The 14,916-nt window shown below is 43.3% G+C and carries 15 protein-coding genes; all 15 read right to left on the bottom strand.

Annotated elements, in window-relative coordinates:
• The 15 genes from AC0VXY_RS03905 to AC0VXY_RS03835 all read right to left on the bottom strand — a co-directional run bounded on the left by AC0VXY_RS03905 (position 1) and on the right by AC0VXY_RS03835 (position 14,894).
• Positions 1–1,227 carry an amino acid racemase gene (locus AC0VXY_RS03905; RefSeq protein ID WP_475527804.1) on the bottom strand — a complete coding sequence of 409 codons (1,227 nt, stop codon included), beginning with the start codon at positions 1,225–1,227 and terminating at the stop codon, positions 1–3.
• 81 nt (positions 1,228–1,308) lie between these two features.
• Entirely contained in the window at positions 1,309–1,875 is a 567-nt protein-coding gene (locus AC0VXY_RS03900; RefSeq protein ID WP_475526964.1) for a hypothetical protein, read from the bottom strand.
• A gap of 25 nt (positions 1,876–1,900) precedes the next feature.
• Complete coding sequence (locus AC0VXY_RS03895) at positions 1,901–3,259, bottom strand: ABC transporter permease (RefSeq protein ID WP_435993124.1); 1,359 nt, start codon at positions 3,257–3,259, stop codon at positions 1,901–1,903.
• 31 nt (positions 3,260–3,290) lie between these two features.
• The gene (locus AC0VXY_RS03890; RefSeq protein WP_435993126.1) at positions 3,291–4,229 is read right to left on the bottom strand and encodes an ABC transporter ATP-binding protein; all 939 of its coding nucleotides are present in this window, start codon (positions 4,227–4,229) and stop codon (positions 3,291–3,293) included.
• On the bottom strand, positions 4,216–4,734 hold the full coding sequence (locus tag AC0VXY_RS03885; RefSeq protein ID WP_475526963.1) for a tetratricopeptide repeat protein: 519 nt from the start codon (positions 4,732–4,734) through the stop codon (positions 4,216–4,218). The genes AC0VXY_RS03890 and AC0VXY_RS03885 overlap by 14 nt, the downstream gene beginning before the upstream one ends.
• A gap of 25 nt (positions 4,735–4,759) precedes the next feature.
• Entirely contained in the window at positions 4,760–6,115 is a 1,356-nt protein-coding gene (locus AC0VXY_RS03880) for a phenylacetate--CoA ligase family protein (RefSeq protein ID WP_435993130.1), read from the bottom strand.
• Entirely contained in the window at positions 6,096–6,950 is an 855-nt protein-coding gene (locus AC0VXY_RS03875) for a class I fructose-bisphosphate aldolase (protein WP_435993132.1), read from the bottom strand. The genes AC0VXY_RS03880 and AC0VXY_RS03875 overlap by 20 nt, the downstream gene beginning before the upstream one ends.
• A 21-nt stretch (positions 6,951–6,971) precedes the next feature.
• Positions 6,972–8,093, bottom strand: coding sequence for a 3-dehydroquinate synthase II domain-containing protein (locus tag AC0VXY_RS03870; RefSeq protein WP_475526962.1), 1,122 nt, complete (start codon positions 8,091–8,093; stop codon positions 6,972–6,974).
• A gap of 10 nt (positions 8,094–8,103) precedes the next feature.
• Positions 8,104–9,450, bottom strand: a complete 1,347-nt coding sequence (locus tag AC0VXY_RS03865; protein WP_475526961.1) for a phenylacetate--CoA ligase family protein — start codon at positions 9,448–9,450, stop codon at positions 8,104–8,106.
• Positions 9,447–10,223, bottom strand: coding sequence for an amidohydrolase family protein (locus AC0VXY_RS03860; protein WP_475526960.1), 777 nt, complete (start codon positions 10,221–10,223; stop codon positions 9,447–9,449). The genes AC0VXY_RS03865 and AC0VXY_RS03860 overlap by 4 nt, the downstream gene beginning before the upstream one ends.
• Positions 10,220–12,646, bottom strand: a complete 2,427-nt coding sequence (locus AC0VXY_RS03855) for a phenylacetate--CoA ligase family protein (protein WP_475526959.1) — start codon at positions 12,644–12,646, stop codon at positions 10,220–10,222. The genes AC0VXY_RS03860 and AC0VXY_RS03855 overlap by 4 nt, the downstream gene beginning before the upstream one ends.
• 424 nt (positions 12,647–13,070) lie before the next feature.
• Complete coding sequence (locus AC0VXY_RS03850; RefSeq protein ID WP_475526958.1) at positions 13,071–13,556, bottom strand: hypothetical protein; 486 nt, start codon at positions 13,554–13,556, stop codon at positions 13,071–13,073.
• Positions 13,557–13,574: 18 nt separating this feature from the next.
• Positions 13,575–14,081 (bottom strand): permease, encoded by a 507-nt coding sequence (locus tag AC0VXY_RS03845; protein ID WP_435993145.1) that lies wholly within the window; start codon positions 14,079–14,081, stop codon positions 13,575–13,577.
• Complete coding sequence (locus tag AC0VXY_RS03840; protein WP_475526957.1) at positions 14,078–14,560, bottom strand: hypothetical protein; 483 nt, start codon at positions 14,558–14,560, stop codon at positions 14,078–14,080. Before AC0VXY_RS03840 ends, AC0VXY_RS03845 begins: the two co-directional genes overlap by 4 nt.
• Entirely contained in the window at positions 14,553–14,894 is a 342-nt protein-coding gene (locus tag AC0VXY_RS03835) for a PadR family transcriptional regulator (RefSeq protein ID WP_435993149.1), read from the bottom strand. Before AC0VXY_RS03835 ends, AC0VXY_RS03840 begins: the two co-directional genes overlap by 8 nt.
• Positions 14,895–14,916: the final 22 nt, after the last annotated feature.

The raw sequence follows: 14,916 nt of genomic DNA, 5'->3' as shown, positions 1-14,916 counted from the left end.
TTATCCCCTACTTAATTCATATATCTGGTCTTCGGCCAGCTTAAATGCCTGTTCACTCTTCTTTAAATCTCCCAGTTGTAAATAGGTATAGCTGATGAGTCTATAAATATCAGGATCTTTTAATCCATGATTCACGCAGTACTCAAGTTCTGCCACTCCTTTTTCTAAACTCCCTCCGAATTCTTGAGGGATTTTAATCAAGCGGGTACCGGTCAATCTCTTCACAATGAGGGACTCGGCTTCGAGTTCCACACATCTCTGTACAGCCATTTCAAATTTAGGGAGCAGTTTTACTTTGAGCAAAGCATTGCTTTCTTCCATCTTGGATCCCAATGTAATCGCAATCCACGCGTGTGCCTCGGGATCATCCGGATCCAGGCAGGTCGCATCCTCGAAGTGCTCCAATGCCTCATCCAGATGATCCAGATTGAGTTCGTCGATCCCTTTTTTCAGAATCCCCGAAACGTCTGTCTGTTGATGATACTTGAAAAATCCCGACATACTTTTGAAATTCCCTTTGTCCTTTTGCACCTCTTCGTCGTGTGTTCCCTCTTTTATTTCTTCATCAAGACAGTTCCGGATGATTTCATCAATCAGTAATTCGTTCGGATTCACGAACCGGATGGACGGATGTTCAAATGAGATGAGTGGTAATTCTGTACAGGCAAGGACAATGGCTTCTGTATCACAATCTAATACTCTTTTACAAACAGTATTAATATACTCTTTCGACGATTCCTTCGCGATACCTTCTTGTAATTCCTCTGAGATGATCCGATCTATTTCTTCCTGTTCTTGAAGCGTCGGCTGGACCAGCTCTATTCCGTATTGACTCAATTTCTTCTCATATAATCCAAACTGCATGGTTACAAAGGTTCCGAGTACAGTCACCTTTTTAAACTGCTCATCCCGGCATTGATTAACGGTCAAGTCCACAATATCCAATAGAGGCAGAGGGAGTCGGTCCCTGATACTTTCTACGGCATAATGAGTCGTATTGGCCGTTAGTGCAGCGACGGAAGCACCTGCATTTTTTAAAGAGGTAAGGGAAGTCATGAGTACCTCTCCTGTTTTGCTCAGGTCTGAGTTGCTGAATTGATTAATGGGCATGGTGTGGAGGGTTACTTCCGGGTGTGTTCCGAACTTTTTCAAGCATTTAATGATCAAGTCTTGATAACAAAGGGCAGCTCCAACTGCTGAAACCCCTACTAATCCGACGTGCTTCATTTTTATCAATTTAGGTTCCTCCTCTTATGGTTGCATAGGATCCGGGGAGATTTCCAAACGTTCACCGGAAAGGCTGCCCCATCATTTTACAAACAATTCCACCTTCTGCTCAGAAGGTAAGGCTATGTTATTCAGGATGGCAGGATTGAAATATTCCAATAAATGAATACCTGGCCGCCCGTTCTGCTCAAAGCTGATTTCATACTCTTTAAAAGGGACTTTGTCGTTCACCTCAAAAATCAAGTGAGACGTGTTACCGTGAAGATCAACAATTTCCGGACAATACTTCCAACCATATTCCAGAATTCTCCTGGTCGAAATGATATCCATATTCTTTATGCTTTTTCCTATCCCTTCCGTTTTTCCGCTGACTTTGTTACCCAGCTCGTTCGGAATGAATTCCGGATAGATTTTTGCAAAGTTATGAGAGAGAATGAACTTGGAATCTTTGGTGATGATATGGGATTCACGGTATATGTACGGCGTCAACCTGCCGTTGTCTCCATTCACCTGTCCCGCTGTTTGATTCTCCACTTTCAACTCAAGATCTTCGCCAGCCAACACTTCCAGGATATCGGTGGTTCTTCCATTAGACGTTAAAAGAAGTTTATAGATTACGTCTTTATACACATCAGCTAAATGATTCATGGTCTCCTCCTTTTTCATCCTATTTCTAATCATCAAATCGTAAACGCCAAACCGCTATGAGGATAAACGCGATTCCAAATAGGAACAAAACAAGCATATTTAACCATACATCAGTGAATCCCATCCCCCTCACTAGAAGGCTTTGGTATCCAGTCAATGCCCATGCATGTGGGGTGAATAAAGCTATTTTCTGCATAATGTCAGGCATGATGAATAACGGGACCATCGTCCCCCCTAATGCCGCCAATGTTAATACAATCATCATGGAAACACCGACAATCTGCGTCTCAGACCTGACCAAAGAGGCAATTAACATTCCGACCGCAGTGCTTGCCCATGCCAAACATATTGAAATTCCAATTAGTCCAAGGATGGAATTTCCAAGTGACATACCAAACACGAAATGCCCAATGGCAAACATGACAAAGCATTGCATGAGACTGATAAGGAAGTTGGGAATCATTTTCCCAATGAATAAATTCCATTTGCCTATGGGGGCAGATAGAATCCTTCTGAACGTTCCTTCTTTTCTTTCAGTCAAAAAAGAACGTCCTGCAAACATGACAATAAAGAAAACAAACATCACTGTATAACCTGGAACGTTCTGCTGAAATGAGTCAGGCTTATCGGCATTCTGTCTAACGCCCAGATTCTCATCTACCGTAATTAATGGTTCTCCCACAGAGTCATTTGCCTGTTCCAGTAATGATGCCCTCATGGATTCTACATTCGTATTCTGGTCTTCCACTTCAACGGGCTCGATCTCGATCGGTTGACTGGCAGGAACACTCTGTACAAGTGTATTGAGCTCTGTCGTCAATTCATCGATTTTCCCTTCGTATACTTCCGTTAACTCTGTAATTCGATCATCCACTACTTCATTTACTTCCGTAATTTGATTGTCAACCATCTTCTCAATGGTAAACTGAGCGGAGTATGTACTTGAAACACCATCTAACGCTTTGACCAAGACTGAACTTGTATTATATTGAGCAGGATCGATGTAGCTTTCCAGGATTACTTTCTCGTTTTCTTTCACTTTCTTTCCGAATTGGTCCGGGATGACAACCGCCATCGGATAGGAATCTCCTAGTATTAATTCCTCGGCGTCCTCTTCACGGAATTTTTTTCCATCTTTTTTCATTTCGACGGTCAATCCATCAACATCTTGGAGGCTTTCTATAAACCCCTTCGACTCTGCCGTTTTATCTAGGTCGATGAGAGCGATGGATATAGTGGAATCAGACCCTCCATTATAAACAGGCATTAATGCAAAGCTCATCACACTGATGAACATAATAGGTAGAAGGAACAGGACGACGATGGCTGCCTTGTCCTTAAAAATCAGTTTTAAGTCTTTTTTTACAATCGGTAGAAACTTCACGTTCTCCTCCTCCAGTTAATCTGAAATTTTACTATTCTCTTAACTCTTTTCCGGTTAAATGGAGAAAAAGTGTCTCTAGGGTAGGTGGCATTGTATTGACGGAACTGACCTTTATACCCTTTGAATTCAGAGAGCCCATTATGACTTCAAGAGCTTCCTGTGCGTCTGTCACCAGGAAAGACAGCTTATCCTTCGTCTGAATACATTCAATGACACAGTCATCCTGTACTACCAGGGACTGTACCTCTTCCCTTACCATATCCCCGTCTATATGAAGCTCCAATATCCCCCCGTGAAGCTGCTTTAACAATTCTTCTGTGGTACCATGCTCAATTATTTGACCATCATCCAGAATGGCAATCGTATCGCAAAGGACGGCTGCTTCCTCCATATAGTGGGTGGTATATATGATGGTTTTCTTCTCTTGTTTCAGTAACTCGATCAACTCATAGATCTTATTTCTTGATTGGGGGTCGATCCCTACAGTAGGCTCATCCATAAAGACGATCCGTGGATCATGGAGAAGAGCTGCCGCAATGTTGATCCTTCGCTTCATGCCTCCTGAATAATTCTTGACCGGTTCTGACGCACGATCCTCCAACCCAACCATCTGCAGTATCCAATTGACTCTCTCTTTCAATTCCTTCCGTTTCAAACCATATAAAGCACCGAAAAATGTAAGGTTGTCAACGGCATTCAATTCCGGGTAGAGGGCAATGTCCTGGGGGACAATCCCGATCAGCTTTTTGATTTCCTTTACATTTTTATCCAGGTTCATTCCGGCGATCATCACATTCCCTGAAGTCACCGGCAATTGAGCACTCAACATTGAAATCAACGTTGTTTTCCCGGCTCCATTTGGTCCTAGTAAACCGAATACCTTTCCCTCATCGATGGACACATCTATTCCCTTTATGACCTGATGATTTCCATAGTTCTTCTCAATATCCGCTACTTCAATGATGGCCATTGCCCACTCTCCTACTAACGAATTCCAGTTCTTTCTGAATCAATACATCCCCCGGTTTTATCTCGATCCCTCTTTCAAATGCTTCTCTTGCATTTACGTAATCTTTTACTTGTATATAGGTAAGTCCGAGACCATAGTAAAGATCAGAGTCCGTAACACCTCTTTCTATACAAAAGAGGAATTCACCGATCGCTTTCTTGGGGTTCCCCCCGAATTCTTTCGGGGTCTTCAACAGCCTGAACGCATTGACTCTTCTTGCAACAGTGGATTCGGGATCCAATTTGAGAGCCGTGGAGATGGTCTTCTCAAATTGTGGGAGATATTTGACTTTATCCATGAATCCCCCTTTTTCCATCAGTTTTCCATAGACTGCAGCTAAAAAGGCGTACGCTTCCCCATTATCAGGTTCTTCTTGTATTGCAGATTGAAAATACTTTTTGGATGCTGCCATATCTTCTGCAAGGAAACTTTTCTTCCCTTTGGTTATCCAATCGGCTGCTTTCATGTTTCTTCACCACCTATGATTGATATTATTTTCGAATAATCATTCTATTCGCTTTACCGAATGTTCTGGGGATTTCTGTAATGACAACTTTAAAAGAGGTGGAAAAAAGAGCGTTCATCTCCGCTTCTATGCGATCTTTCAGATTCTCATCCGTACAGTCCATGCTTCTTTCAACTTCTATCGTAATGCTTTGATCTTCTTCAATGACGAAGTGATACCATAGCCCGACACCTTCTATCTTTAAAAGGCAATTCTCCAATAAGAATGGTGAGTATTGTTCACCGCCGATATTCAATTGGTTCTCCAATCTACCTCTCAACTGTAAGAGATCCATCTGGGAGCCGCATGAACATTCGGATTTCATTAAATATCCAATGTCCCCGGTCCGGTACCGGATCATCGGCATCCCCTCACGAAGCAGAGTCGTCACGACGAGTTCCCCGATTTCCCCGTGATCCAATACCTGTTCTCCCTCAGCTTCTACAATCTCTACTTTCACATGACCCTCAGCGATATGATAGCCATTGTGCTCTTTGCACTCAATGCCGATCACACCACACTCTGTGGAACCATAGAAGAAGGAGACCTCACACCCCCAAAGCACTTCCAATCTATTTCGAAACTCATAAGAGCACCCTTCACCCGTTAAGATCATTCTCTTTAATCCAATGTCCCGCTGAATGTCAATCCCCTGCTTCACGCTTTCTTCGGCTAAAAGGGCAGCATATGAAGGGGTAGTGGCTAAAACGGTGACTCCAAATTCCCTCATCAACTCCAGGGACTTGTCGACCGGGGCCATGTATCCACCTTTTCCTAATGACAGGACCGTCGAGCCAAAGGAAAACTGAAAGAGCCTTTGAAAGCCTAAACCAGGCAAGGCAAATTCATAGGGCAAAGCAACCGCAGCTACATCCTGGTCGCTTTCTGGAAAAAGGATTGTATATTTAGGCAATAACTCATAAATATATTGATCTGCCAATGTAAAAGAGGTATATATCGGCTTCCCGGTAGTACCCGACGTTACGTGGACTTGACCGATTTCCTTGGGATCCATACATAAAAGCTTGCTCTTATCACCCCGGATCGACTCTTTGTGCAAGAACGGCAATCTCGCTATGTCCTCGAGGGAATTCAATGCAGGATTTGAAATCCCGTTCATATGAAAGGTCTCTTGAAAGTACCGGTTGTTATTGACCGCATGTTCTAGAAGAGCATTTACGGCTTCTAATTGATAAGAAAGGATTTCTTCCTTTGGAAGGGCATCAAACGATCGCCCTTCCGCCTCTACTTGATCGAAAAAGGGAAGGAGCCCTTCATAAGTAAGGTCCGAATCAATATCGACCACCATTTTTCGTGAATACTTATGAGCTTGTAACTCCATGGTTTTCACTCCCTAAATAAGAATTTTCCAGTTGAGCGGAATGATCCAGATAGATGTCCACCGCTTCTTCCGGTTGGACAAAATCATGAACAAGACTTGACAGCGCTTTGGACATTGCAGCAGGATACCTATCTTCAAAAATATTCCTTCCTATTGATACACCTCTTGCTCCAGCTTTCATTGAAACATGAATTTCTTTAAATAATGCGATAAGATCATTAGACTTTTCTCCGCCGGATATTAATACAGGGATGGGGAATGCTTGAATGGCTTCTTCCATCTTTTCTATCGTTCCCGGGTATTTCACCTTGACGATATCCGCTCCCACTTCACCTGCTACACGAACCGCATGAGCAATACTATTCTTATTGGGATTGAGGGCCTGTTCTCCAAATACGTTCATCATTGCCAATACCGGAAGTCCCCATTTATAGGCTTCATCACAGACAAGTCCTAAATCCTTCAACATGGCAGGCTCTTCTTGGACCCCGAGATTCACATGGACGGAAATACCGGATACCCCGATCCTGAGTCCATGTTCAATGGTAGAAACCAATTGTTTAAATTCCCCGTTCAATACAAAATTGGTGGAAGCAGAAAGGTGGAGAAGATAATTCATGTTCCGGGTTTCACCACCTCTTTCGATTGCCCAGTGAATGGTGCCTTTGTGTGCTACTATGGATTGAAAATTGTTTTCTTCAGCCATCTTAGACAGTGCAGGAATGTCCGTTAACTTCCCCAGTGGCCCTAATGTTGTTCCGTGGTCTACAGGAAAAAAGATTGCATTGCGTGAAACTGGATGAAACAATCGATTCATTCTAAGAGACTTACTCATCTTAAACCACCCTTTTCAAGTTTAATTTTCAGTAATCTTTTCTAGTATTTTGACTCCTACATGCCTTCCCGGTTCACATTCATATGCCAGTATCTCGTCACCCTTTTTGAAAGCCGTCGCATTTTTAGGATTGCCATCTCCATCAAATATTCGAATATGCCAGTCATCCTGGACAATGGCATTAATCTTCTTTCCTTCATACTCAGCCTCTATCAACAGGAGTGGCCTTACCTCTATCTTTATTCTGCCAATATTCACTTCCCTGAGGTTCCCCTTCGTATCGATGACCGAGACTTTCCCCCCTACCTTCAAATCTGTAATATATTCAGTTGTATCGTTTGGACACCATACATAACTGTGGACGGCTCCCGCATTGACACGAAATGGCCTGGTATTCATATACGGTAAATAATGCGTCTCACTGCAAACAAGGAGACCTCCACCAGAAGTAGATCCCACAATCATCGCTTCTTCTGTGGTGAGGAGACTCGTTGTATCAATACATGCCCGTTCGCCTGGACCAAGGTGAACGACATCCGTTACGATTGCTCTGACGACCTGGAGAGAAGTCGTCTTTGCCTTTTCCAACACAGTATTCAATTGAGAAATGACCTCCGCCTTGTTAGTGTCTATCAGGAAGCCATCACAACCCACTTCCATCACTTCTTTTGAGACCACGGCATCGCTTACAGACTGGACGTACTTAATAATTTCCGTGTCGCTCTGTTGAAGCTTTGCAATCACCAACTCTAGCGGTATATTCGTCTCATCCTTAAATTCCACCAGAAGATAATGGTGGTCACTACCCTCTTCACAGGCTCTTAACATAGACGATTCATCCTCTATATACACATAGAGACCAGTCTTCAAATCTACTAATCTTGCTTTGTCTAAAACGCCTTGACAGGAAGATACAATAACGACGTCTGCCCGTTCATTGCTTGCCTGATCCAGGTAACGCTCCAGGTCTTGCAATGAATTGACATGAATGGCAATCGTCAAACGATCAGAGTGTGCCCACTCTCCCATTTGATCGACATGATAAAGGATGCCATTAAAATTATAGGATTGATTGACCAATGCCAACAGTTCTTGCTCTATATAATCGTTTCGCGCATCGTACCAGATCGTTCGCTTTTCCATGGAATTCCTCCTAGTCCTCTAACCAGACTCGTTTCATTTTCCCAGCATTCCGGTGGACCTTATCCACCACTTGCACATCACAATATGTGTTGATATGAAATTCCAGACTGGAACTGATTTGTTCTGAAAGTAATTCACGATCAACCGTTTCATCTAATGGCTCTACTTCTACCTTCAGCTGCTTCTCTTTTACAATGAACCGATACCAGTTCCCCACTCCATCCACCTGCATAAGAATATTTTCAAGGTAAAAAGGGGAATATTCGCCCGTTTCAATGATGATTTGTTCAATATTCCGCCCACGGAGGAATAGTTTCGGAAGGTTCACTCCACAATCACAACCACTCTCATCAATGAAGCCTATATCGCCAGTCCGGAATCGGACCAGCGGCATGCCCTCACGGAGTAAAGTGGTAACGACAATTTCTCCTTGTTGCCCGGCCTCCAGAGGCTCCAGGGTTTCCTGGTCGACGATTTCTATATAAAGGTGCCCATCTGCCAAATGGAATCCGTCCTGCACCTCACACTCTAGGCCGATAAGCATGGCTTCAAGCGAACCAAACAAGATGGTAGACTTACACCCCCAAATGGTTTCGATTCTCTTTCTGAAGTAATGGGACGTTCCCTCACCGGTCAGAAAAATATGGTTGATAGTAAAGTCTTCCTTCACGTCCATCCCGAGTGCTTTGGCATGCTCATATAAGACAATCGCATAAGACGGCGTTGTGACGAGTATTTCAGCTTCCCAGTCTTTCATGAATTGAAGGGCAATTTCCGGTTCAGAATAGGCCCCGCCTTTTCCGATGGGAAGAATGGTGCAGTGAAGTAAATGTTGAAATTCATGGTGGAATGTGAGTGCAGATGAACTCATTTCATAAGGAAGGGCATTGGCCACCACCTGGTTTTTCACCTTTTCCATCAACGTCGGGTATTTTGGAGCAAAATAATAAGAATACAATTCATCCATCGTATGTCCAATGTAACTTGGTTTAGTCCCCGTAGTGCCCGTCGATTTACATATATGGGCAAGTTTCTGCTTGGTTAAGATGTCTTTATACCTTTCCCTCAAGTCATCTTTCGTCAGAAACGGGATTGTTTTATAATCCTCTAAGCAAAATGGCTGATCCGGTTCAAATCCTGCTGATTGTAATCTGTCACGATAAAATGAATTGTTTTCCCATACATAATGAAGGAGGTGCTTTAAGGTTAACCTGTGATATTCCTTCACATCATCCCTCGACATCGTTTCAAGCGAATCCCCTGAAGCTTCCAGACCATCAAACCAGCGTTTGATACTGGTAAGATGAAATTCTCCTTTCGGGATGGAAAGTGATTGGGTCAGTAATGGCATACTCATCCTACCCCCACTTCTGCTTTCATCAACCGAAGTATATTTTTACTGAAGATGTGGTCTTTCTCATCATCTGTAATCGGCAATCGCTCAATTTTCACCTTCTCGACATAAGGGTCGGAAAGTGGAAATTCCGATCCATAAATGAGCTTTTCGTGCCCGCACTTCTTCACAGCTGTTTCGATAGCCAAGTAATTGGAGGAGGAGGTTTCTAAATATACATTATCTAACGTAGCGGACAATTCGATCGCTTCAATATCAAGCGGTCCGAAGCCCATATGTCCGATGATGAATGTCGTGTTCTTGAATTCACTTGCCAATTTGCCCACTGCTGCCGTGCTTGCACTTGCATGGAAGATCGTATGGGTATAAAAAGGGATATCCAATTGTCCGCAAAGATCGGCAAGTGCTTTTGAAGTTTTCCCCAATAAGGAAAACTGATGTACCATCGGAGCCATCTTAAGACCATGCAGTCCCTGCTTAATATAATAGTCCAACTGTTCAAGGACCTTTTCCGACTTATTATTTACATTCACATTACAGAACCCAAAAAATAACTCCGGATATTTCTTTACCAACCTTAAAACATACTCATTATTCGCTTCAGGTTTCTCCGGTTTATCTTTTCCTATGACATAATTGGTCATCTTCCTGACATCGACCATTCCTCCGGGGAACAGCACCGTTTTATCAATCTTGGCTTCCAACATGGTTGTCATTAATTTTTCAACGCTGATATAAGGCATTTCCGCAATGTGAGCATGGGCATCAATAATCATTGATTCGTTTCCTCCTTATAATGCACTCGATTTACTTTTGAGTATTCTCGCTTAATCTTCTCTACAATAGATACGTTGCAAACGACCCCTCCTGCAGCATACATATGCCTTTTCACTTGTTCTGTCAGCTCATCTTCATCAACTCCATTGGGATTCTCTATTTCAATGGTCAATTCTTCATCATGAATTACAAAACGAAACCATAGTCCTACATCTGGATTCATCAGAAGAAAATGTTCCAGCAATATAGGTGAATATTCGATTCCTTCTATTAAGAACGTACTTCCAATCCTTCCTCGGAGGTGCAATCGTTTCAGCTCATTGGGCGACCCTTCAGCCGGTTCTTTAAGAAATCCTATATCACCCGTTTTATAACGGATAAATGGCATGGCTTCTCTTAAAAGAGTTGTAATCACAATTTCTCCGAGTTCCCCATTTTCCAATGGGCTCCCTTTTTCATCCACTATTTCAACCAGTACATTGCCGTCTAAGACCTGGTAACCGTCCTCTACATTGTCCTGTATTCCAACCAGACCACATTCGGTCGAACCATAAATCTGGTGAATCTCACAATTCCAAATTTCTTTTAACCTGGTAATGAATTGCGGAGAACACCCTTCCCCGGTCAACATCAATTTCCGTACATTGACCTCTTTCCCAATAGAAAGCCCCATGGACTCAATTTGTTCTGCTAATAAGGTTGCATAAGAAGGCGTGGTAATAAGGATGGATACGTTGAATTGGTTTAATGCCTCCACCGTTTTATCCAATGGAGCCATATAGCCCCCTTTTCCAAGGGATACGACTGCTGCTCCGAAAATAAATTGATAAAGTCTGTGAAATCCTAAAGCTGGCTGGGCAAATTCATAGGGCAGGGCGATTCCAACAACATCATTGGATGAATCGCCTTCATAAAGTGTAGGATAGGATGGTATTGCATCATGGAAGTATTGGTCATTCAGTGTAAGTGCATTATAAATGGGCTTACCTGTAGTACCTGATGTGAGGTGATATTGGGTAATTCTTGAGCGGTCTACGGATAATAGAAGATCACGATTTCCTTTCAATTGGTCTTTCTCAAGAAAAGGGATCTTGTCTATATCAGCAAGGTGGTTGATCGTTGGAGTAGTAAATCCACTTTCTATTAATCTCTTTCGATAATATTCATTATGTTCCCAAACATATTCTAATAATAGATTAAGTGCCTGCATGTAGTAGGCTTCTTTATCCTCCCGACTTAAGGATTCAATGGTCTGACCCCGCTTATGTACACTCTCGAAGAAGAGCTTCAGTGGAGTGAAAATGGACGTTTCCAAATCCTCCTCAAATACATTCGGCCTAATTTCGGATGAGTGAATCAAATCCCCGTTCCTCCTTTGAAGCTGTTTTTTTTCAATATAAACAGGCTTTCTGCTTATTTCCTTATCTAGTAACGCGGATGTATCGAATAGAATTTCACCAATTCTCAGATTGATGCCATCCGGTAGGTTGCAATTCAATAAATGTTCTTTAATCTCATCGTTTGATAGGGAAAGGGGTTCTGTAAATTGCAATGCAATATCCATTCCGCTGTCTGTCTCTCTTACTTTCCAAGCTATCGGAACATGCTCCAAAGAATAAATCGCTTCCTGCAGTTCGTACAGCCCAATGGTTTTACCCGCAATGGTCAAACAATCATTCGCCCGGCCATAGTGTCGTATTTCCACATGATTTGAACCGCATCTACATTTGGAATCGTGTATAGAAACTAAATCCCCGGTTGCATACCTTATGAGTGGTGACCCTTGATTTGTAAGAGTCGTAACCACTCCTACTCCGATCTCTCCAAGGCTTTTTTCAGATTCCAATGACTCCTCAAACACTTCTACATAATAGTTTTCCTCAGATAAGTGAAGGAGCCCGAATTCACACATTTTAGCGATATTACCGGTTTCTGTTGATCCATATAAGTTATATATGGGCCTTCCCCAGACCTTTTCAAGATACGCCTTTCGCCTTGGCGACAACAACTCTCCAGCAACCAGGATACCTCTCAAATGTGGAAAAGCATCTTGGGGGTCGATAGACATTTGCAAAGCAGTTTCAGCAAGCAGTTCCAGTTCTCTCGGAAGTCCGGCAAATACAGTCACTTCAAGCTCTCTCATTAATTCCAGCACTTTCGGGTAAGGTGTAACCGTGTTCCTGCTACTTGCCGGAACCACCCCTGCACCGGTTTGGTACGCTGCATGAAGGACTAAATAAGCTGGGACGAACAGGGAAAATGGGAATCTGATCAACACTAAATCATTGTCATTCAGTTTTATTCCTGATTCTGCTATCTCTTGTCCGCCCGTTTCTAAATCCTCTTTGGTATACCATGAGACGGAAGGAATGCCGGTTGTACCGGAAGATTCATGAAAATGACTGATACGTCTTTTTTTCACTGCCAACAAATCGAATTTGGATGTCTCTCTCAACTCTTCCTTTGTCGTAAAAGGAACATCTTTTATAGACGAAAAGGAATCCTTAGACTTTAATTTATTCGCATAGAAGGGCGAACCAAGTACTTTTTCGAGTAAACTCCCAAGATCGATTTCAATTCGACTTTTTACATATGTATTTATGTCTCTCCCTCCAATCAAAACTAGTTAACTACCAAATTATTGGTTTACTAGTAATTTATTCTAAATTATAGACAGGTAGTTCATTATAATCAATACAAATAGTACAAATTTTGACTATATTCTGATTAATTTGAGTCTTTAGCCTCATTTTTATCCGTCAATTTTCTACAGGGGGAGCACAGGGACGGTTCTGTTGCTTCCTATTGGCACAAAAAAGAAGCACGAGAACCGTCCCCGTGCTTCTTCAACCCGCCAATACTCTCCCAACCATCAACCTCATAAATGAAACAACTTCTCCCTCACCAAGCTCTTCCCGGATCCATTCAAACTCACTTTCTAACAGACCAGCAATCTTCCGCACCGCTTCCCCATGATGAGAAGGTGTCATCGCCTCATAAATCTCCACCATACGATCTTGTCGTTCTTTTGGGAGGTCCCTGTGAATCGTCTTCAACCCAAGTACCGCCCGCTCCTTCGCGTATCGCGACAGCAGGATGATCGTCACGTTTCTCATAGAGTGCCGCAGCATTTCCACGGCCCACGTATCATTCCCTCTCGCCGCTGCTTTCTGGTGCTGAAACAAAAACCAGGCTGCGTCGAGTACGTTATCTTCGAACTGCTCTTTTGAAACTGTGAGGTTCTGGGTAGATTCATATTTTCCCATCAGATTGTCAGGGTCGTGTGCAAGGGGACGGTTCTGCTGCTTCCATTTGGTACGAAAAAGAAGCAAGAGAACCGTTCCCTCGCTTCACTTCAACAATTCCCCCGGCTGATAGAATTTCTCAAACAGCACACCGAGGATATAGGCAAACAGTAGACCGAATCCGATGTGGATCATGGTGAATTTCATCCCAAAGGAGGCCAGCTCGTAAATCACGACCGGCAGTTTCGACGTTGACCAGACTCCGAGGAAGAAGACGATGTAGCGGACACTTGCCCCTTTTTTCAAAAACAGGACAGCCATGGGAAAGGCCACATATAAGGGCCCCGCTGCGATGGTTCCGAGTAACAGGGAGAAGAGGATGCCATAGAATCCTGAGTCTTTCCCCATATAGCGGATCATCGTTTCCTTTTCCACCCATTTGTCCAATAATCCCACTAACACGAGGACCGGGGGCAGAAGGAACAGCATATCCAGCATGCTGGTTCCCGTCACCTGAGCCGCCTCCCATCCTGCTGATCTGTTTACACTAGTCAGAACGATAAGGCCGACAAGGAGAATAAGAAAGAATCGATATCTCTTTACCTGTTTCATGCCATCACCACCCAAATTAGAACGGCGAATAGAACAGACATGACAACGGCTGCCCCATTTCGCGCTATCGCAAAACTACGTCCAAACACCTTTTGTTCCATAGGTAACGTGACGATCCCGACGGCCATGAACGAAGCCATCAAGGCTGCCACCTGGGGAAGACCCGCCCCGTTTTCCACCAGTGTCGCACCAAGTGGAAAGACCACAAAGCTCGGGATGAGGGAAACAGAACCAATGATCGTGGAGTAAACGAGGCCCAAGACGCCGGATTCCTTCCCGACGATGGAAGAAATGAGTTCTGGAGTGAGAATGGATAAAGATAATCCGACAAACAGCATAATCGCCAGCACATCAGGCATAATATTGCTGAACATTTTCCACACCTTACTCATGGCTCCTCTCGTCTTTTCCCTGTCTTTCCAGAACGAAATTCCGGTTAAGATAAGAGCTATTCCGTAAAGAATCAGACCGTTAATCATGGTTGGGTCCCTTCTTCCATTCCTTATACTTACCTAAGAAAAAGGATAAGTTCTTGATCTTACTTTCAATATCTTCATGAAAGTCCTCCAATGTTCTTTTTCCCGTTTCGGTGATCCGGTACATTTTTATCGGCTTCTCTCCTGATGTACCAATATAAGACTCAACGGCCCCTTCCGTCTCCAACTTTTTCAGGGTGCGGTAAATGATCGCACTGTCAATTGGGTTGACCGGAATTTCATCCTGACACTTCTGAAGAAGCTGACCACCGTAGCAATCCCCCTCCGTTAAAAACATCAAAAGAAATGCGCCTGTATGTCTTCCTGTATGTTTCATCTATGATGACCTCCTACATTAT

This window comes from Rossellomorea sp. QJM3NY_18, assembly GCF_056173145.1.
This window is presented reverse-complemented; position numbering and strand designations above follow the sequence as displayed.

Bases quoted from the DNA above. Each gene is read 5' to 3' on its own strand.
- AC0VXY_RS03905 (WP_475527804.1), bottom strand. From the start codon at position 1,227: ATGAAGCACGTCGGATTAGTAGGGGTTTCAGCAGTTGGAGCTGCCCTT.
- AC0VXY_RS03900 (WP_475526964.1), bottom strand. From the start codon at position 1,875: ATGAATCATTTAGCTGATGTGTATAAAGACGTAATCTATAAACTTCTT.
- AC0VXY_RS03890 (WP_435993126.1), bottom strand. From the start codon at position 4,229: ATGGCCATCATTGAAGTAGCGGATATTGAGAAGAACTATGGAAATCAT.
- AC0VXY_RS03885 (WP_475526963.1), bottom strand. From the start codon at position 4,734: ATGAAAGCAGCCGATTGGATAACCAAAGGGAAGAAAAGTTTCCTTGCA.
- AC0VXY_RS03880 (WP_435993130.1), bottom strand. From the start codon at position 6,115: ATGGAGTTACAAGCTCATAAGTATTCACGAAAAATGGTGGTCGATATT.
- AC0VXY_RS03875 (WP_435993132.1), bottom strand. From the start codon at position 6,950: ATGAGTAAGTCTCTTAGAATGAATCGATTGTTTCATCCAGTTTCACGC.
- AC0VXY_RS03870 (WP_475526962.1), bottom strand. From the start codon at position 8,093: ATGGAAAAGCGAACGATCTGGTACGATGCGCGAAACGATTATATAGAG.
- AC0VXY_RS03865 (WP_475526961.1), bottom strand. From the start codon at position 9,450: ATGAGTATGCCATTACTGACCCAATCACTTTCCATCCCGAAAGGAGAA.
- AC0VXY_RS03860 (WP_475526960.1), bottom strand. From the start codon at position 10,223: ATGATTATTGATGCCCATGCTCACATTGCGGAAATGCCTTATATCAGC.
- AC0VXY_RS03845 (WP_435993145.1), bottom strand. From the start codon at position 14,081: ATGAAACAGGTAAAGAGATATCGATTCTTTCTTATTCTCCTTGTCGGC.
- AC0VXY_RS03840 (WP_475526957.1), bottom strand. From the start codon at position 14,560: ATGATTAACGGTCTGATTCTTTACGGAATAGCTCTTATCTTAACCGGA.
- AC0VXY_RS03835 (WP_435993149.1), bottom strand. From the start codon at position 14,894: ATGAAACATACAGGAAGACATACAGGCGCATTTCTTTTGATGTTTTTA.